The organism is Photorhabdus akhurstii (assembly GCF_018448925.1).
Classification (GTDB): domain Bacteria; phylum Pseudomonadota; class Gammaproteobacteria; order Enterobacterales; family Enterobacteriaceae; genus Photorhabdus; species Photorhabdus akhurstii.
The window spans coordinates 1-21,680 of sequence record NZ_RCWE01000043.1; the positions used below are offsets into that span (position 1 = coordinate 1).

Below are 21,680 nucleotides of genomic sequence, written 5' to 3' on the forward strand. Positions count from 1 at the left end.
TTTGACAAACTGACGTCCGGTATGAAGGGAAGGTTCCCGTTTTCGAATGAATAAGGTCATAAAAGATCTGCGCTTAAAAGAAGTACGCAGATCTTAACGGATAATACACGCCTTTTGCGACACCCTCTTTACGGCGGGGAGCAGTCACCATATATAAAAAAGGGAGTGAGAAATATGACTGATTCTAATTTCTTCTTAAGTGAATATGATGGTGTCGCACTTTCACCTATTTCATTTCTAAGACGAGCAGTACTGAGTAACGGGGATGATATTGCGGTAATAGATGGAGAATGTCATTGGACTTGGAGCCAATATGCATCTCGGTGCGAAAGGCTTGCAATAGCTCTGAAAAAAATTGGCGTTTGTAAAGAAACAGTTGTGTCCGCGCTTCTACCCAATATACACGAACTTCTTGAATTACATTTTGCGGTTCCAATGGCAGGCGGTATATTGAATGCGCTCAGTACCCGAACAGACTCAAATACTTTAAATTTTATATTTAAAAAACTTAATCCTAAGGTATTGTTCATTGATAGAACCTTTATTTCACTGTTGGATGATGTTTCCCTAGACAAACAAGTAAAGATCATCGTTGTTGATGTGGATGGTGTAGTCATTTCAGAATCAATTTCTGACCGAGAATTTATTCAATATGAATCGCTGATAACTACGTATAAATCGGGGGAGTTGTCTTTTTCTCTACGAGATGAACAAGAGGCGATCAGCATAAATGTAACTTCAGGAACAAGTGGACAACCTAAACTTATTGTCTATTCTCACCGTGGCGTATTTCTTAATGCCATTTCTAATGTTCTGGATTGGGATATACCAAAACGACCGACATTCTTATGGACGTTACCAATGTTTCACTGTAATGGGTGGTGTTTTCCGTGGGCTATCACTGCTCGGGGAGGTACACACATCTGTATGCGCAAGTTTGACGCAGAAGAAGCGGTATTGTTAATGCAGAAGCATAAGGTAACACACTATTGTGGAGCGCCTGTTGTTCATTGCGCATTAGGTACTATTGCGCGGAAACAAGGGCTGCATTTTAAGGAGAGAATTCATGGATTAGTCGCAGGCGCGCCGCCTACAGAGATGATGTTTTCTCTATTAGATTCCATTGGAATAGCAGTAACGCAAGTCTATGGTATGACTGAGACATATGGGCCGGTCGTTGTGTGTGAAGAGAAGAGTGATTGGGAGAAGCTCTCTAAATCCGCAAGAATATCCAAGAGGATGCGTCAAGGCATTGTCTCAAATTTACAAGGTCAAGTTTGTGTTCTTGAGGAAAATACGGGACTACAGGTGCCTTTTGATGGCAAGACTGTTGGTGAACTTGTAATTCGTGGAAATATGGTTGCATCTTATGATCCAGATCGGCATGTGACTTTTGATACAGCAAGTCAATGGCTTTTTACGGGGGATTTGGCTGTCGTTGAAGATGATGGCTATGTCAGAATTATAGATAGAAAGAAAGATATCATTATTTCTGGCGGTGAAAATATTTCTAGTCTGGAATTGGAAAATATACTGTCAAACTATCCCGGTGTTTTAGCTGCCGCCGTTGTAGCAAAGCCAGATTCACATTGGGGTGAAGTACCGTATGCATTTATAGAACTCGAAGAAACTTCATCAGTTACAGAGTATGAACTGAATAATTATGTTTGTACGGTAATAGCACGGTATAAGCGCCCTAAAGGATATACTTTTTTAACTTTGCCCAGAAACGCAAGTGGAAAAATCATAAAAGAGCAATTAAAACAATTGATTAGGAATTCATGAATTCTCAAAAGTGGGATAGGTTATTAGATGTTTTCGTCATTATTAATGTGAATTCAGAGGACAGAGGACAGAGGACAGAGGACAGAGGACAGAGGACAGAAATTTTAAATTAGAGATGTGACCATCAGTCAATAAAAATATTTCAGGAAAATGTTATAAATTGAAAATAATAACGTCAATTATGTTTTTCATGATGATAATATGGATGTTAATAAAATTAACGCAGGAAATATTGAAAATAAATTTTCTTTACCTCTATTATTAAACCAGATAATTTATCTTTATAATTAAGAATAATGAGTTTTTTAATATTGGTGATTTAAGATGGATAGCACTAAAACAGTCAGTATTCAACATGTTATTAATAATCAAAGATTCTCTAAAGTTCAATGGCAAGTATTAATTTTATGTTTCTTAATTGTTGTTATTGATGGTTTTGATACGGTATTAATGGGGTATATTGCGCCAGCCGTGGTTAATGATTTTAAAGTAGAAGGCGCCGCTCTTGGGCCGGCTATGAGCGCCGCTCTTTTTGGGTTATCGTTGGGGTCGATTTTTGCCGGTCCACTTGCCGATCGGTTTGGTCGAAAGTCAGTGCTGACAATATCCGTCACGGTTTTTGGCCTATTGAGTCTTGCTACCGCTGTTGCAGATTCAATACAGACATTAACTATTTTGCGTTTTTTGACTGGGTTAGGTCTTGGTGCGGCGATGTCAAATGCAATAACCTTAATATCTGAATATGCACCAGAGAATCGGCGATCTTTGTTAATAAATATCGTTTTTTGTGGTTTTCCTCTCGGTGCTGCGGTAGGTGGGGTAATTTCCGCATGGATTATTCCACATTTTGGCTGGCAGGGAGTTTTGATTTTAGGGGGTATTCTGCCGTTATTTCTATCGCTATTTCTCTTTTTTCTATTACCTGAGTCACTTAGATATTTGGCTTTGAAAGGTGGTTCAAAGGATAATAATATAAGACGAATTTTGTCTAAAATGACCGGCGATACTTTAAATGATGTAAACAAATTTACTTTTGATGGAGAAGAAGTTATATATAAGTCGTCAATTAAAACGGTTTTATCTAATCGATTCTTAGTTGGGACGACAATGTTATGGATAACCTATTGCATGGGAGCATTGGTTTTTTATGTTCTGACAAGTTGGATGCCGTTCTTAATGAGCGATGTTGGTTTCAGTATTAGCATGGCGGCAACACTGACAGGATTATTTCCTTTGGGAGGCGTAATTAGTACGGTCTTTTCCGGTTGGTTAATGGATCGAATTAATCCTCATAAAGTGGTTGCAACTAATTATGCCTTGGCTGGTGTGTTGGTCTTTTTTATTGGTCAGGAAGAGAATGTATTATTATTGAGTATTCTTATATTTCTTGCCGGGATAACGATGAATGGCGCTCAGGCGTCGATGGGCGCAATCTCTGCACAATTTTATCCTACTCATTGTAGGGCAACGGGTGTTGCCTGGATGTTAGGGTTTGGAAGATTCGGTGGGATTTTCGGTATCTTATTTGGCGCAGAACTGATCAAGCTTGAATTAAGTCATGGCACTATTTTTGCCATTTTATCCATTCCAGCTATTATAGCTGCTTTATCATTAACATTTAAGGATGTGAGTTATAGAAGACATAAATAGATAATTTTATAAAAATAACAATTGATTAATATATTAAAGATAATTGGTGTTAATATCCATGCTATTTTAAAATAGGATTAATCATAATATTAATATTTAGTTATAAATGTATGTGGTGAAAAAGTTATTTTTTATATTTAAAATTTAAATGAGATATAAGGTGTCTTAAAATTAAATTATTTAAATGGGAAGATGTTTAATTTGTGCGATAGTAAATATTATTGAGTGGTATATAGATTACGTTATGTATTATTATAAAACAATGAAAAATTAAGTTATTTTAATTTGAAATTGTTTATTATTGGTTGTTGATATAATAACATTTGTGTTTTTTTACATTCTAATGATTGCAGGATATACGTAATTAAGTTAAATGTAATTTGTATTTATCCATTTGTGGTATATTCGTTAGCGGTATTGTCTTATTGTTGAAAAATAATTTTTTATGAATTATTTTTAGCTTGGCGTTATATTTTGATATAGTTGAATGCACAGGATTATTTTATGTCTATTGAATAACTGCATTTGAAATTAGTATATCTTTTTATTATTGTAATTGAGACTGTTTTATAGGTGATTGTCAAAGTAATACTTTGATAATTAAATGTGAGTTGATCTGTTTTGTCTTTAAAAACACTTGGTTTGTTTTTGAAATGGTTTTAATTTGGCATTAATGGAAAACGGATAAAATATAAAGGTTATTGGGTAGTTATGGATAATAAATATAGTTAATGATTAAGTTTTTAATTATGTAATATCAGCGTCCGTCAACGAAAATTACAGTCAATTAATCGATCTGTAGCATCCGGTATCTGAGTCTCTTGGATGGATAGCCGATGTGTTTATTTTTATTTTTGGGCAAGAAGTAGGAGAGAAACATTAGTGATGACTGTCGGGAATGACGGTTTTCAAATTTCTAACAGATTCATTGAGGTAGTAGATGAAAAATAACATTGCTAAAGTGGGAAGTGCGTTTAAAACTCAGACGTCAGAAAATATGACCGACGCAAATGACGTTTCACAACAGACTCGAAATACAAAGAATATCCTTGAGAGACTCACACCCAGTGAATTATTTTGGTATGAGCGTCTTGCTGCTTTGCAACCCCTCCAGTTACCTTTCGAAACCGCCGGAGAACAAACAGAACCCAGATGGACAATGAGCGCTTGGCAGTCCCCTCTACCCAAAAATGGTGAAGAGGAGCCATTGCGAACGTTGTTGCAGACTTTTGTCATTTACCTTGCGCGCCTGACTCAACAGACCTCATTCCAAATCGGTTGGCGTGTGGATGAGGTAAAAGATGAGTCGGCAAATCTGACGACGGTGGTGCCTATGGCCGTTGAGGTAGCGCTTGATAAGCCTTGGCGTGAGGTAGCTGGCTGGGTTGATGATGAGCTGTCCCGGTTGGAGCAATACGGTACATTTAGTTGTGATCTCTTCTCTTGTTCTCCTTCGTTGCAGGCTATCCCGGCGTTGGCAACCAGTCGGCCGTGGCGAATCGCCGTCTCGTTGATAAAGGATGATAAGCCACGTGATCAGAAGATATCTGGCGAATTGTTGACCTTCCAGATAAATGAGCAGGGCGGTTTTCGCTGGATCTATGATGAAAACCGTCTGAGCACGGAAGTTGTTTTACGGATGAGTGAGCACTTACAGGTGCTGGCAGCGTCGAACAGGATGGGGGATGAAGTTCCCGTCGGGCAGCTTAATTTGTTGCCTGAGGCTGAACGTACATTATTGCTGGAAACTTGGAACACGACTGAAATCCCTTATCCTGACCCGTTATGTATTCATCAGTTATTTGAGCAACAGGTAGAGCAAACTCCAGAGGCCACGGCGTTAGAGTATCAAGGGCAAAAACTCAGTTATGCTGAATTAAATGCTGGCGCTAACCGGCTGGCACACCAGTTGATTGCATTGGGCGTCTTACCGGACCAGCGAGTAGCGATCTGTGTAGCACGCTCCCCGGCGATGGTGGTGGCGCTGTTGGCAGTGCTGAAAGCTGGCGGGGCCTATGTGCCGCTGGATTCAACTTACCCGGCGGAACGTCTGGCGTTTATCCTAAATGATACTGCCCCGTCAGTGGTGTTGGCTGATGCGGCTGGTCGGGAAGCGTTGGGTGAAGCCGCGCTGACTGGGTTAACAGTGCTTGACCCGAATATCCTCCCCGACCAACCGGACAGCAATCCATTGGTGACTGCGTTGACGCCACAGCATCTGGCCTATGTGATTTACACCTCCGGTTCAACCGGGCAGCCGAAAGGGGTGATGATAGAACATCAGGCGATTTATCAACGTCTTCTAGGCGTTAATGACACCTATGCCGTCACTGTGCAAGATCGGGTGTTGCAATTTGCCGCGTTTGCGTTTGATGTTTCAGTAGAAGAATTTTTCTCGACATTATGCAATGGGGCCACACTGGTGATCCGGGATGATAGCTGGCTGGCTTCGGTACAGGAATTTATTGCTTTAACCCGGCAACACCGTATTACGATTGTTTCTCTGCCGACTCTATTCTGGTCTGAACTGGCGGCCAGAGAGCCTGGGTTATCGTTACCGGATTGTCTTCGACTCGTCATGATTGGTGGTGAGGCGGTAAAAAAGAACGCCGTTCAGGATTGGTTTATGCAGGAAGGCCACCGGCCCCGGTTATTGAACGGTTATGGCCCGACGGAAAATACCGTGACGGTGACTTATAAGGAGCTATTATCCCCGGAAGATGCCCGTTCTATCGGTCGGCCAGCTAAAAATTCCCGCATCTATCTGTTGGATAGAGAGGGGCAACCGGTTCCATTGGGTGGCATTGGAGAAATGTATATTGGTGGCGTGGGCGTGGCTCGGGGTTATCTGAACAGACCTACATTGAGCGCGGAACGTTTTCTGCCGGACTCCTTTAGCCCGGTATCCGACGCGCGGATGTATCGCTCTGGGGATTTGGCCCGCTTTCTGCCGGACGGTGATCTGGAATTCCTGGGCCGTAACGATGAACAAGTTAAAATCCGTGGCTTCCGGGTTGAGTTGGGAGAAATTGAAACCCGTTTGGTGGAACACCCGTCGGTACAAGAGGCGGCGGTGCTGGCACTGGATGATGGGCGGCACAAACGGCTGGTCGCTTATGTGGCGGCGGAAGCATACGAGAGATTGGCGGCTGATTTACGTGAATACTTGAGTACGATTTTGCCTGACTATATGGTTCCGGTCGCTTTTGTGCGTCTGGATACCTTCCCGCAGACGCCGAGCGGCAAACTGGATCGTCGGGCATTACCGGCGCCAAGAGAGGAAGATTTTGCCCGTCAGATTTATGAGGCGCCGCAAGGGGAGGCTGAGATCGCACTGGCAACTATCTGGCGTGAATTATTGGGCATTGAGCAGATAAGCCGGCATGACAGTTTCTTTGCGTTAGGCGGCCATTCACTGCTTGCTGTACGCATGATTGAACGTCTGCGTCACTTGGGATTGACACTAACGGCGCGTGATCTTTTCCAGTCACCGGCGCTGTCAGCGTTGGCCCAAGCGTTGGGACAGCATCAGACCGTGATAATACCGCCTAACGTCATCACTCCCACTACCACGGCGCTGACGCCGGAGATGTTGCCATTGATTGATCTGACCCAAAATGAGATTGATCACATCGTTGAACTGGCGCCGGGCGGGATGACTAATATTCAGGATATCTATGCGTTGTCGCCGTTGCAGGACGGTATTCTGTTCCACCATCTGTTGGAACAGGAAGGCGACCCGTATCTGTTGCTCTATCCGGTGGTCTTTGCTAACCGAGCTTTGTTGGACCGTTATCTGGCGGCAGTGCAACAGGCGATTGATCGTCATGACACCCTGCGGACGGCTTTTATTTGGCAAGGATTGTCAGCCCCGGCACAAGTGGTTTTGCGCCGGGCGCGGTTGCCCGTGACGGAACTGACGCTAGACCCGGCTGACGGCCCAGTCATTGACCAGTTAACCCGGCGTTTTGATCCGAGTCAGTATCGTCTTGATTTGGGACAGGCCCCGTTATTGCATTTTGTTATCGCTCAGGAAACGGATGGTCGTTGGTTCTTGCTGGAAGTGCAGCATCACTTGATTGGCGATCATGAAACGATGGAAGTGATGCATCGTGAAGTGCGGGCCTATTTTGCCGGGCAGCAAGAGCGCCTGCCTACGCCGGCTCCTTTCCGCAATCTGATAGCTCAGTCTCGGTTGGGGGTGAGTCAGGCGGCGCATACCCGTTTCTTTACCGACATGTTGGCGGCGGTGGATGAGCCAACATTGCCATTCGGACTGGCGGAGGTGCATCGTGACGGATCTCGCATGACGGAATCCTACCGGATGCTAACCGCCACGTTAAATGATCGCCTACGCAGTCAGGCCCGGCGTTTGGGCATCAGTCTGGCGGCGTTGTGTCATCTAGCCTGGGCGCAAGTGTTGTCGCGTATCAGCGGGCAAGAGAAAGTGGTGTTTGGCACTGTGCTGTTTGGGCGTATGGCGGCTGGGGAGGGGGCAGACAATGGCATGGGGCTATTTATGAATACCCTGCCGTTGCGATTGGATATCGATGATACCCCGGTACAGGATAGCGTGATGGCGGTTCAGTTACGATTGGCTGAATTACTGGAGCATGAGCATGCTTCACTGGCGCTGGCCCAGCGGTGCAGTGGGGTTCAGGGTGAGAGTCCACTCTTTAGCGCCTTGTTCAACTATCGCCATAATGAGCAACTGCCGGCGCTGGATGAGGCGATGGCCGGGATTGAATTCTTGGGGGAACAGGAACGGACCAACTATCCATTTGGCTTGTCGGTAGAAGATGGTGGTTCTACGTTGGGGTTGACCGCTCAGGTGGTACAACCGTTTGAGCCGGATCGACTATGCGGTTATATGCAGCAGGCGCTGGAAAGTCTGGCGGAAGCCCTTGAGCAGGCCCCGGAGACGCCGATACGTGTGCTAAATGTCCTGCCTGAAACGGAACGGACACTGTTACTGGAAACCTTGAATGCTACTGAAATCCCCTATCCTGACCCACTATGTATTCACCAACTGTTTGAACAACAGGTAGAGAAAACCCCGGAAGCGATCGCGTTAGTATATGAAGAGCAAACGCTCAGTTATGCCGAATTAAATGCTCGCGCCAACCGCCTTGCCCACCAACTGATTGCATTGGGCGTGATACCGGATCAGCGGGTGGCAATTTGCATGGCACGCTCACCGGCGGTAGTGGCGGCTTTGTTGGCGGTGCTGAAAGCTGGCGGGGCTTATGTGCCGCTGGACCCGACTTATCCGGGAGAACGTCTGGTGTATATCCTGAATGATACGGCCCCGTCAGTGGTATTGGCTGATGAAGCTGGTCGTGCGGCGCTTGGCGAACAGGCACTGGCCGGGCTGACGGTATTTGACCCGAATATTCTACCGGACCAGCTGGACAGTAACCCACAGGTAGCCGAATTGACGCCGCAACATCTGGCTTATGTCATCTATACCTCCGGTTCAACCGGGTTGCCGAAAGGGGTGCTGATAGAACATCAGGCGCTGTATCAACGTCATCAGGGCTTTAATGACACCTATGCCGTCACTGCGCAAGACCGGTTATTACAATTTGCCTCTTTTGCGTTTGATGTTTCAGTAGAGGAGTGCTGCTTGTCATTGTGTAATGGCGCCACGTTAGTGATGCGTGATGAGCGTTGGCTAACTTCTATGCAGGAATTTATTACCTTAGCCCGGCAAAACCGTATCACTGTGATGTCTCTGCCGGCGTTATTTTGGTCCGAACTAGTTGCCAGAGATAATGGATTACCGTTACCGGATTGCCTCAGACTCATCATCATTGGGGGTGAGGCAGTGAAAAAGAGCGCCGTTCAGGATTGGTTTACGCAGGAAATCCACCGACCTCGACTATTGAACGCCTATGGCCCGACGGAAAATACCGTGACGGCGACCTGTAAGGAGATATTATTCCCGACAGACGATCGTTCTATCGGTCGGCCAGTTAAAAATACCCGTATTTACCTGCTGGACAAATATGGTCAGCCCGTTCCATTAGGCTGCGTTGGCGAAATGTATATTGGCGGCGTGGGCGTGGCACGGAGTTATCTTAACCAGCCGGAATTGAGTGCGGAACGTTTTATAGCCGATCCTTTTAGTCCGGTATCCGGTGCGCGAATGTATCGTACCGGCGATTTAGCCCGCTACCTGCCGGATGGCGAGCTGGAATTTCTGGGCCGTAACGACGAGCAGGTAAAAATTCGGGGTTTCCGGATCGAACTAGGGGAGATTGAAACCCGGTTGATCGAACACCCGGCGGTACGAGAAGCGGCGGTGCTGGCATTGGATGACGGGCAGCATAAACGGCTGGTCGCCTATGTGGCAGCGGAAGCGCATGAGAGATTAGCTGCTGATTTACGTGAATACTTGAGTGCCATTTTACCTGATTATATGGTTCCGGTGGCCTTTGTACGTATGGATGCTTTCCCGCAGACGCCGAACGGCAAGTTAGATCGCCGGGCATTACCGGCACTGCGGGAAGAGGATTTTGCCCGTCAGGTCTATGAAGCGCCGCAAGGGGAAGCAGAGATCGCCCTGGCTGCCATCTGGAGTGAGTTATTGGGTATTGAGCAGATTAGCCGACATGACAGCTTCTTTGTGTTGGGCGGCCATTCATTGCTCGCTGTACGCATGATTGAACGCTTGCGTCACTTGGGGTTGACACTGACGGCGCGGGCTCTGTTCCAATTTCCGGTGTTGTCAGACTTGGCCCAAACATTGGGACAACATCAGGCTGTCGTGGTGCCGCCTAATGTCATCACCCCGGCCACTACGACGCTGACGCCGGAAATGTTGCCGCTGATTGATCTCACTCAGACTGATATTGATCGCATCGTCGGGCAGGTGCCGGGTGGAGTGGCTAATATTCAGGATATCTATGCTTTGTCGCCATTGCAGGACGGTATCCTGTTCCATCATTTGTTGGAACAGAAAGGCGACCCGTATCTGTTGCTCTATCCGGTAATCTTTGAGAATCGCTCGCTATTGGACCGTTATCTGGCGGCGGTACAACAGGCGATTGATCGCCATGACATCTTGCGTACGGCTTTTATCTGGCAAGGATTATCAGTTCCGGCGCAGGTGGTCTGGCGTCAGGCACGGTTGCCTGTGACGGAACTGACGTTAGACCCGGCTGACGGCCCAGTTATTGACCAGTTAACCCGGCGTTTTGATCCGGGGCACTATCGTCTTAATTTGAGTCAGGCGCCGTTACTGCATTTTGTCATCACTCAGGAAACTGATGGCCGCTGGTTCTTACTGGAATTGCAGCATCACTTGATTGGCGACCATGAAACGTTGGAAGTGATGCACCGTGAAGTGCGGGCCTATTTTACCGGGCAGGGGGATAGCTTGCCGGCGCCGGTTCCTTTCCGCAATCTGGTGGCTCAGACTCGGTTGAAGGGGGATCAGGCAGCACATACCCGTTTCTTTACCGACATGTTGGCGGAGGTGGATGAACCAACATTCCCATTCGGGCTGGCGGAAGTACATCGTGACGGCTCTCAAATGAGGGAATTTCATCGGATGCTGGCGCCTGAGCTGAATGACCGTTTGCGCAGCCTGGCTCGGCGTTTCGGTGTCAGTTTGGCGGCGTTGTGTCATCTGGCTTGGGCACAGGTACTGTCGCATACCAGCGGACAAAAGAAAGTGGTGTTTGGCACAGTTCTGTTTGGGCGGATGGAAGCGGGAGAGGGGGCAGACAATGGCATGGGGCTGTTTATGAATACCCTGCCGTTGCGACTGGATATCGATGATACCCCGATACAGGATAGCGTGCGTGCGGTACATTTGCGCCTGGCCGGGTTGCTGGAGCATGAGCATGCTTCACTGGCGCTGGCCCAGCGGTGCAGTGGTATTGCCAGCGGCACGCCGCTCTTTAGCGCTTTGTTCAACTATCGACATAATGCTTTATCGGCAATGTCAGATGACATCATCGCAGGCGTTGAATTTCTGGATGGACAGGAGCGGACTAACTACCCATTTGGGCTGTCGGTGGAGGATGGTGGTTCCTCGTTGGGGCTAACCGCTCTGGTGGTGCAGCCGTTTGCGCCAGAGAGACTATGCGATTATATGCAGCAGGCGCTGGAAAGTCTGGTGGAAGCGCTTGAACAGGCGCCAGAGACGCCGGTACGCGCATTGAACATCCTGCCTGAAATGGAACGTACATTGTTGCTGGAAACCTGGAATACCACGGAAAACCCGTATCCTGACCCATTATGTGTTCACCAACTGTTTGAGCGACAGGTAGAGAAAACCCCGGAAGCGACTGCGTTAGTATATGAAGAGCAAAGTTTCAGCTATGCCGAATTAAACGCTCGCGCCAACCGCCTTGCCCATCAACTGATGACATTAGGCGTCGTACCGGATCAAAGAGTAGCGATTTGCATGGCACGTTCACCGGCGATAGTGGCGGCGTTATTGGCGGTGCTGAAAGCTGGCGGGGCTTATGTGCCGCTGGACCCGGCTTATCCGGGAGAACGTCTGGCGTATATTTTGGATGATACGGCCCCGTCAGTGGTACTGGTTGATGAAGCTGGCCGGACGGCGCTTGGCGAACAGGTACTAGCCGGGCTGACGGTACTTGATTCGAACACCCTGCCAGATCAGCCGGACAATAACCCACAGGTAATCGGGTTGACGCCACAACATCTGGCTTATGTTATCTATACCTCCGGTTCAACCGGGCAGCCGAAAGGGGTGATGATAGAACATCAGGCGGTGTATCAACGTCATCTGGGTTTTAACGAAACCTATGCGGTGACTGCGCAAGACCGGCTGTTACAATTCGCCTCTTTTGCGTTTGACGTTTCAGTAGAAGAGTGCTGCTTGTCATTATGTAATGGCGCCACATTAGTCATGCGTGATGATCGCTGGCTGACTTCGATGCAGGAGTTTATTGCCTTGGCCTGGCAGAACTGTATCACAGTGATGTCACTGCCGGCGTTATTTTGGTCTGAACTGATTGCCAGAGACAACCCATTACCGCTACCGGATTGCCTCAGATTCATCATTATTGGCGGTGAAGCGGTTAAAAAGAGCGCTATTCAGGACTGGTTTGCGCGGGAAACCCACCGACCTCGACTATTGAACGCCTATGGTCCGACGGAAAATACCGTGACGGCGACCTGTAAGGAGATATTATCCCTAGCTGATGATAGTTCTATCGGCCGGCCGCTTAAAAATACCTGCGTCTACCTACTGGACAGATATGGTCAACCGGTCCCATTAGGCTGCGTTGGCGAAATGTATATTGGCGGCGTCGGGGTTGCACGGGGTTATCTTAACCAGCCGGAATTAAGTGCGGAACGTTTTATAGCCGATCCTTTTAGTCCGGTATCCGGTGCGCGGATGTATCGCACAGGGGATTTGGCCCGTTACTTACCGGACGGTAATCTAGAATTCCTGGGCCGTAATGACGAGCAGGTAAAAATTCGCGGCTTCCGAATTGAGTTAGGGGAGATTGAAATCCGGTTGTTGGAACACCCGGCAGTGCAAGAGGCGGCGGTGTCGGTGTGGGAGGATGGTCGAGACAAACATTTGGTCGCTTATGTGGTAGCGGGAGCGAATGAAGAGCTAACGGCCAGTTTGCGTGCTCATCTGAGCGCCATTTTGCCAGATTATATGGTGCCGTCAGCGTTTGTGCGTTTGGATACCTTCCCGCAAACCCCGAACGGCAAGCTAGATCGCCGGGCATTACCGGCACCGCGGGAGGAAGATTTTTCCCGTCAGATCTATGAAGCGCCGCAAGGGGAAACTGAGACAACTCTGGCGGCTATTTGGGGTGAGTTACTGGGTATTGAGCGGGTCAGCCGCCATGACAACTTCTTCGCATTGGGCGGCCATTCATTGCTCGCTATGCGAATGATAAATATTGCCGCTGGTCGGGGGATGATTTGCACATTAAATACCTTGTTCCAATTCCCGGTGCTGGCTGAACTGGCTGCAAAAATCACCTCAGATTTACTGTCTCAGCCGCAAAATAGTGCTATATCGGTACGACTTGATGGAACAGAGCTGCCGCTGTTCTTTGTGCCCAGCGGCATGGGTGACTACTCCTATGCCTTCGGGTTGGCTCAGCATATTCCGTCGGACTACCCGATTTATGCGTTGCCCTGGCCTTCCATCAGTGAAGAACCGATGTCAACGATGGAAGAGCAGGCTGCCAGAATGATCACTTTGATGAAAGCCGTTCAACCGGTAGGCCCATATCGGATAAGTGGTTACTCTTCTGGCGGAATATTGGCTTATGCCATTGCCCAACAGCTTTTGAGTGCTGGCGAGCGAATTAATTTCCTAGGGCTGATTGACACGCTTGCTCCTCATTGCTTTTGTGAGCAGATAGAGCAACCAAAACATCAATTCTTTGCTGAATTGGTCAGGCAATTAGGGGAAGAACAGGCCGAAGAGATTGCTGAGTTGCATCAGCGAATCGATGAGTTGAATTTGGTGCAATTTATTGCAGCGGCGCAGGAACTAGCGTTATATCCCGTCAATCTGAGTGCTGACTTAATGGCAAAACGTTGGGAACAGATAGAGCATTATGATCAAATAGTCAAAGATTATAAGCCACAAGCATTAGCGGTAACGTTGCATCAGTTTTATGCGATGGAACCTTACCCGTCTATTTCTTTTGTGACGGATAAAAAGTCAGAGCCTTTAAATATCGATCCATCGCTAGGTTGGGCGCAGATAATAGCTGATACTTCGCTTAAACTGATTGCGATACCGGGTGACCATTTTAGTTTATTGGAAGATGATGAGAATAAAATTGCTTTAGCTCAGGCTTTGAATAGGGCGTTGGAAATCGGTTTTGCAAAGGAGGTAGTGTAATTACTGATATAGTCAGGCGTTTTAAATAACTTAACCTTGATATGATAATCCGGTATATATTGTTTATACTGGATTATTTTTATTTTAAAACAAAATAAAGTAAGTGATAATTCTTATATGATTTATTGAGTCAATATTCTGTTGTTGTTATTATTTTATTTAAATCTGATGTGGTTTTACATAATAATTTCAACATAATGTACGGCAATCAACATATTGAATACATTAAATGTTATATTAATTCAGTAAATAGTGTTTTGAAGGGCAGTTGAAACAGGTTAATAAGGAAAAGTAGGAAGTATTATTATTTATGATATATTTTATGAATTTCGAGATGCATCGCAACGGCAAGGGAGTGAATCCCCGGGAGCATAAAACTATGTGACCGGAGTGAGCGAGTGCAGCCAATAAAGAGGCAATTTGAAAGATAACAATGGGTGCAAAGGAAAAGTCTTTTATTTTCAATGAGTTTTTTCATGGTTCTGAAAGCCTCTAACGAGGCTTTTTAGTAAATTTTATTATCCTCTTCTTTCATATAAAGCGGCATATTTCCCGCAATATAATTTGAATGAACCTTTAAAATACCATTTAACCCCATTCTTAGTATATATATTGGCAAAATTGTTAATATCTTTAAGAAGATAAATATAATGTATATAAACGTTATCACTATTTCTTCTGTAAATCTTTTCATCCGTCTCACTTTTATCACATCCAGTGGGAGGCTCAGGTATTCCTGCCGATGCAGTCCTAATTCCTCCGATTAATGCTGTTGCTAATGCTCCAACGATTAATAACTTTTTGAACATGAAAACTCTCCTTTGATATTTTTATAATTTGCATGGTTTTATAGCTTGGATATTAATTGTATCGTTTTTATGAAATTTGTCAAAATATTGAAGTTATAAAAATATTTATTTTAATCTTGGTAATATTAGGGTTTGTTTTATGAAGTGGGAAAATATTTTCTGAGGAATATAAATTTATATGTAATAATGCATTCTAAATTATCACATTGATTATATTGCAATTTCAAAATATTTTTGTATTTTAATTTTAGATTAGAATTTTAACTTATTCTTTGCAAGAACTCCTCCGAAAATATTAAGAACTCCTGTCGATTAGACAGCTTCCAAAAGATACAATTAAACAACCTGAATTTCATATTTGTATGAATTCAGATTGTGTACTTTCTTTTGAAACCTTTAGTGATTATATTGACCGAATGTATATTAAAAAAATTGTCTCAAACTACGCGAAATCTTCGTGAAAATAACTCCAAGCCCGTGCGCGCTAGCTTTTAAAAAACTGGCATTAATGGGAGACCTAATTTTTAAATCCTCAGCTGAATTAATTACCGATAAAAAATCGTTTGCTATCGTTAACAACAGAAAATATAAAGTAAAAAGAGAAAGTTAACCATGTTAAAAGGGATGGCGTCGGTAAAACAACCATCATTCTGAAGTGAACCCCGAAAGTTGGATACCCAACGATTAGGGGTTTTCCTGTTTTTTAAAGCAAAAGCGGGTTTCCATTACGTAGTTTTTATTAACCTAATGTTTTTTCGTTTCCTGGTACGTAGTTAACGTCCCCGTTTTCATTAAACTGATGTTGAGGTTTTCTCTTTTCCCTGTATTTCACTCTTCAACATTAAAACCCGAGCAGATAACCGAGAGGCTAATAATATTTAAGCTCAATGCCTGATTATTTCGTCATGTTTAATACGGCTAATCTAATCAATCTAAAAACTTATTTATTTTCTTTAATGATTATCTCTGCTTTTCATCAACGCCTTACAGCCCATGCAACACCACTTATTTAAGCACATTAGCTTAATTTGGTTAAATATTTTCACTCTTATTATTGGATTAACGCGGTCACTTGGTTAATCAATTCAAGACCGGTTTTTCCTGATGTTTTCATCAATATAGCAGCGAATTTTTTACCCGGTTTTAAAAAGTCTTAATCACCTATTTTTACCGTTAATGGTTAAATTTTTCAGCTGTTTTTTCATAACACACTGACTACTTTTTCCCGAGGTTAAAACGACACGGGCAAACCATAACCGGCTTTTTAACAACGGTTTTATCATATCCAGATAAAGCATATCTCATTTTACCTGAATCAGTGAAAACTTCTGACACGTCTTGCTTTCAAACACGATGAAAAACGACACCCCAAATGATTTAATCTCAACATGGCGAAGTCAATAAAAAACGCTAAAACGAAAAAGTCAAGACAGTAAAAACAACGTTAAAACTCTGCCGGTGGTAGTAAAATGCGATAAAAAAGAATTTAATGCCCATGTCAGGTTGCTGCGCTTGGCTTTTTTAGGATTACTTGTGGGCAGCCTCAGGTTTTATCATTGCTTCCATTGAATAAAATTCGGATGTTGGGTGAACGTAGCGGGTTAAAGGATTTGCGATTTATGTCACATTTATTAAGTTAATCAAATGGTCATCACCCAAACAGACGGGACAACCTGAATTTTTTATTATATGTTCCTGACTGGGTATTAAACACATAAAACGACTGATGAGCTATCTTCACGATATTCTCAAGCCGCAATGGAATATCCCCGACGTTGCCTGTTCATACAGGTTATCAATAAGACTGTCAGCCACAAACTGCCAGCGCTTTCATCGTTCTGACATAACTTGCCCGAGGCGCTTTAACCTTTGGGGCAGCTTATGAGCTGCTCCCCTGACCTGATAATACGTTCAGTTAACCTTGTTATCTGATCGTTATTATCTGACCACGCCAGGTAAGTTCACTGGAACATGACAACCTGTTTCAATCAACAACGGAAAAAACATGGAAAACACCCCCTATCAAATGAATGAAGGCTCACTGACTATCCCGGGCAACTGGCGGGATGAATCCATGAATGTCTTTGTGCTGCCGGACGACAGCGGCATCAATCTGGTGGTCAGCCGCACCCCGGTCCCCGCCGGCATGGATAACCACGCTTACTATGAACAGACCCTGGAACAGTTTTGCGCCCATCTGCCCGGGTACCAGGAGCATCAGCGCAGTGAAATCACCCTCAGCCAGCAACCCGCCCGCCGTCTGGATTACCAGTGGAAAAGCCCGGAAGGCGACATGTACCAGACCGTGATACTGCAAATCCGGGGTCCGCTGCTGCTGACCTTCAACCTGACCTCCCCCGCGCCTTTTGAAGACGGCCAGCGCGATACCCTGCTGGCAATTGTCCACAGTTTTCAGGCGTCCTGATAACCTGACAGGAGGAACACCATGTCACTTGGTGATGAAATCGTCACCCGGATAGCGCGGGTTAGCGCCCGGCACGCGGCGCACGTCTCCCCGCCGCAGGGCACTCCCGGTCCGGCCGCGGCCCGTGAGGGCGACCCGATTAAACATGCCAGCTTCCTGGGGGCGCTGGCGGGCGCCATTACCGGGGCGTTGATAGGGGCGGCGGTCTTTGCCGCGGCATCGGCACTGGTGGGACTGACCCTCCTTACCGGCGGGCTGGCTACCGTCGCCGTCATCGCCCTGGGAACCGCGGCCACATTCGCCCTTGGCGATGTCATCAGCGCCGCCAGTTCGGCCGTCACGAAAATGGTGGACAGCATCGGCCCGCCGAGCGGTACCCTGGCGAGTGGCTCCCCCAATGTCTTTATCGAAGGCAAACCGGCGGCCAGAGCCACCACCGATATCGCCGCCTGTAGTCAACACCCGGCGCCGCCCCTGATTGCCCAGGGCAGTGAAACCGTGTTTATTAACGGTTCTCCGGCAGCCCGGGTAGATGACAAACTGGCGTGTGGCGCCACCATAAAATCCGGGGCCAAAACGGTGTTTATCGGCTCCGGTCAGGGAACTTACCTGGCGGTGGCCGAAGAGTTTTCCGCCTGGGAACGGGCGATACTGATGGCGGTTGAATTTCTGGCGCCGCCGTCACGAGGCGCCCTTAAAGGGCTGGGTAAGCTGTTTACCCGACAGGCCGGTAAAAAGGCCGTCAGCGGGGCGATTGCCGGTGCCCGGCATGCCGGAAAAGTGATATCAGGTAAAACCTTCTGCTGTGCCAAAACCGCCTTCAAAGAAACTCAGGGGGTGAAACGTTACCGGGAAGCGACGAAAAAATTCTTTACCGGCGACCCGATTGACGTCACCACCGGCCAGCTGTTTGACCAGCGGACCGATATCACCCTCGGCCAGACCCTGCCGCTGGTATTTCTGCGCAGCTGGGCACCGGGGGAACAGGGCTTACTGGGACCGGGCTGGACGGACAGCTTCTCCGAATGCGCCCTTGCCACCGGCGACCGGGTAGAAATCCGCACCACCGAAGGGGCATCGCTTTACTTTGCCTTACCGGCCGCTTATACCCACAGCGTCAACCCGGACCACCCGGATTTCACCCTCAGCCGGGGAGAACAGGGCTATATCCTCCGGCACCGGGATTCACCGGTTCACAAGTATTTTGCGCTGTCCTCTCCGGCCTCATCCGAAGGGACACAGCGCTGGCGGCTCACGGAACACCGGGATGTGTATGACAACCGGCTGCGCTTTATCTATAACGAGCACGGTCAACTGACACAGGTTCTCCACAGTGACGGGCCGGAGCTGACGCTGCTTTATAACCTGCGCGGACAACTGACCGAGATACTCCGCACCGATGAAAGGTTGCAGGAAGTGATGGCCCGTTATCACTACCATGATAACGGCCGGCTGGCGGAAGCGGACAGCGCCCAGCATTTTCATCTGTACTATGAATATAATGCGCAGGGCCTGATAAGCCGCTGGTCCGATGGCGACCAGACCTGGGTGGATTACCGTTATGATAAACAGGGGCGCTGTACCGACAGCGTGGGGGCCGGCGGCTACTATCCGGTTCACCTGGATTATGCCCCCGGCATCACCCGCTCCACCACCCCACAGGGGCACACCACCACCTGGCATTACAACGACCAGCAATTAATAACTGAAATCCACACCCCGCGCGGCGGCGTGACCCGTTATGACTATGACCGCTGGGGCAATCTGGTCAGACAGAGATTACCGGAGGGGGAAACCCTGACGCTGACTTATCTGGCCGATACCGGTCGGGTAACCTCGCTGACGGAGGCCACTGGCGCGGTATGGCAATACAGCTATGAGGCTGACAGCCTGCAACTGACCGGCATGACCGACCCGCTGCAACGCGCCTGGCTGCCTCTGTATGATGAACAGGGCCAGCCGGCCGGATTTATTGCGCCGGACGGCCGGAAAACCACGCTGACCCGCAATGCCTTCGGGCTGGTGACGGCCGAAACAGACCCGGACGGCAACTGCCGCACACAGGAATATGATAAGCATCAGCGGCTGGTGCGGGTGCTGGATGAAGAGAACCGGACCGTCAGTCTGGGTTATGACAGTCAGGACCGGCTGCGCAGCCTGACCGCGGCGGGGGCGCTATGGCGCTGGCGTTACGACCGTCATCACCGGGTGGCGGTCAGTGACCGGCCGGACAACCAGCTGGAACACTTCACCCATGACCGCCACGGCAACTTAACCTGCTGGACCGATGCCCGCGGCGTAGAATGGCAGGTCGAATACGGCCCGTTTGACCTGCCGGTCGCCCGGCGTGACGGCGAGGGGCATCGCTGGCAGTATCGTTATGATGCCGACACGCTGCAACTGACGCAGGTGATTAACCCGCAGGGGGAAACTTACACCTATACCCTGGATGCCGACGGGCGGGTTATCACCGAGCAGGATTACGCCGGCACGCAGTGGCATTATCGCTATGACCGGTCGGGGAACTGCATTGAAAAGCGGGACGGGGAAGAGAACGTGACCCGCTATGATTATGATGCCGCCCGCCGGCTGACGACGCTGCGCGCCCCGGAAGGGACCACCCGTTATCATTACGACATCCTGGGCCGGCTGTTAACCGTGGACTCCCCGGACAGCGCCCTGCATTTTGAATATGACGAGCAGGACCGGATAGTGCGGGAAATTCAGCCGCACGGCGAGATTCTGCGTCACTACCCGGATAACCGCGCCGCAGAACGGCAGTTGCTGACCGGCGAAACAGCGCCGGTTGCCGGCCCTGCCCGGTTTAGCGGGCAGACTCACCTCTGCCGCTGGCAGAGTCGCCGGGAAGTCAACCGGGTGGGGGAACTGATTAAGCTGGCGCTGGAAGGACAGGCGCCCCTGACCCTGGAACGGGATGACGCCGGCCGGGACACGGGGCGTTACGTGGACGGGGGATTTATTCTGCGTCAGCAGTACAGCCTGATGGGCCAGTTAACCGCGCAACGGGCGGGCCGTAATCCCCATTTCTTCCGGCCGGCTGAGCTGGATGAGATTGCCGGACCCGCTTACGCGGGGGTGGCCCGCCGGTATGAATACGATGCCGCGCTGAACCTGACCGCCGTCAGTGATGACGGGCAGCCGTTAAATTATCTCCTCAACGGCAATGGCCAGGTGATGTCGGTGGGCGAGGGCCGGACACTGCGGGAGCATTATCAGTATGATGAGACCGGGTACCCGTCAAGACGGTTTGACGGGGTGCAGGAGATTATGGGGGAAACCCTCTATCAGGAGGGGCATCGCCTGAACTGGGTGGACTCGCACCGGTTTGTTTACGACCGGGCCGGCCGCATGCGGGAGAAGCAGTTTTTAGCGGAAGGTTGCCGGCTGGCGCTGACGACATACCGGTGGAACAGCCAGAATCAGCTGACCGGGCTTATCACCCCGGACGGGATACCGTGGGAATATCGCTATGATGCCTTCGGGCGGCGGACAGAAAAACGGTGTATTCAGAGCGGTAAGCGGACCACGTATTTATGGGACGGCGACGTGCCGGCGGAAATCCGGGAATATCAGCACGGCCGGCTGAAAATGATCCGCCATCTGGTGTTTGACGGCTGGGAGCTGATAGCGCAGCAGACGCAACAGTTTACGCTTAATCTGGACAACCGGGTGGAGCTGATGGCCGGGGAGGTGCAGACCCAGTATGCGGTCAGCGCCCCGACCGGCGAGCCGCTGGCGCTGTTCGACCCGGCAGGCAAGCGGGTGTGGCGGCGGCCGAAGCAGTCCCTGTACGGCCTGCGGCTGGGCGGACACGGCGAGAACCCGCCACTGGACCCGGGCCTCCGATTCGCCGGACAACTTTTTGATGAAGAAAGTGGTTTATTTTATAACCGGTTCAGGTATTATTTGCCGGAAGCGGCGTGCTACCTCAGCCCTGACCCTTTGGGGTTAGCAGGAGGAGTAAATCCTTACAGTTACGTGCATAATCCGACCGGATGGATCGACCCGTTAGGATTAGCGGGATGTCCTCTCATTGATCAAATTGTTAATGATGCAAATAAAGTTGCATCGCCGGGCGGACATATAACGGCTAAACAAGCAGAAATATTAAGGGGTAACTCACCTGTTA

Annotated in this window: 6 protein-coding genes; 5 read left to right on the top strand and 1 reads right to left on the bottom strand. The window is 48.3% G+C overall.

Annotated elements, in window-relative coordinates; translation table 11 throughout:
* The first annotated feature begins 174 nt into the window (after positions 1-174).
* From EAE93_RS23010 to EAE93_RS23020, 3 genes are all read left to right on the top strand, one after another.
* Positions 175-1,785: an AMP-binding protein gene (locus EAE93_RS23010; protein ID WP_214040635.1), complete on the top strand. Its 1,611-nt coding sequence runs from the start codon at positions 175-177 to the stop codon at positions 1,783-1,785.
* 324 nt (positions 1,786-2,109) lie between these two features.
* A complete protein-coding gene (locus EAE93_RS23015; protein ID WP_214040636.1) occupies positions 2,110-3,435 on the top strand; it encodes an MFS transporter in 1,326 nt (441 codons plus the stop codon).
* A gap of 940 nt (positions 3,436-4,375) precedes the next feature.
* Complete coding sequence (locus EAE93_RS23020; RefSeq protein WP_214040637.1) at positions 4,376-14,296, top strand: non-ribosomal peptide synthetase; 9,921 nt, start codon at positions 4,376-4,378, stop codon at positions 14,294-14,296.
* 518 nt (positions 14,297-14,814) lie between these two features.
* On the opposite strand, the gene EAE93_RS23025 is transcribed toward EAE93_RS23020, so the two are convergent.
* Positions 14,815-15,105, bottom strand: coding sequence for an LCI fold-containing protein (locus EAE93_RS23025; protein ID WP_036813898.1), 291 nt, complete (start codon positions 15,103-15,105; stop codon positions 14,815-14,817).
* A 2,005-nt stretch (positions 15,106-17,110) separates the two neighbouring features.
* Between EAE93_RS23025 and EAE93_RS23030 the strand changes: the two genes are divergently transcribed.
* Together EAE93_RS23030 and EAE93_RS23035 are read left to right on the top strand one after the other, a co-directional pair.
* Positions 17,111-17,530: a DUF1795 domain-containing protein gene (locus EAE93_RS23030; RefSeq protein WP_214040638.1), complete on the top strand. Its 420-nt coding sequence runs from the start codon at positions 17,111-17,113 to the stop codon at positions 17,528-17,530.
* A gap of 21 nt (positions 17,531-17,551) precedes the next feature.
* The coding region (locus tag EAE93_RS23035) for an RHS repeat-associated core domain-containing protein (protein WP_250151166.1) at positions 17,552-21,680 on the top strand (4,129 nt) is incomplete at its 3' end.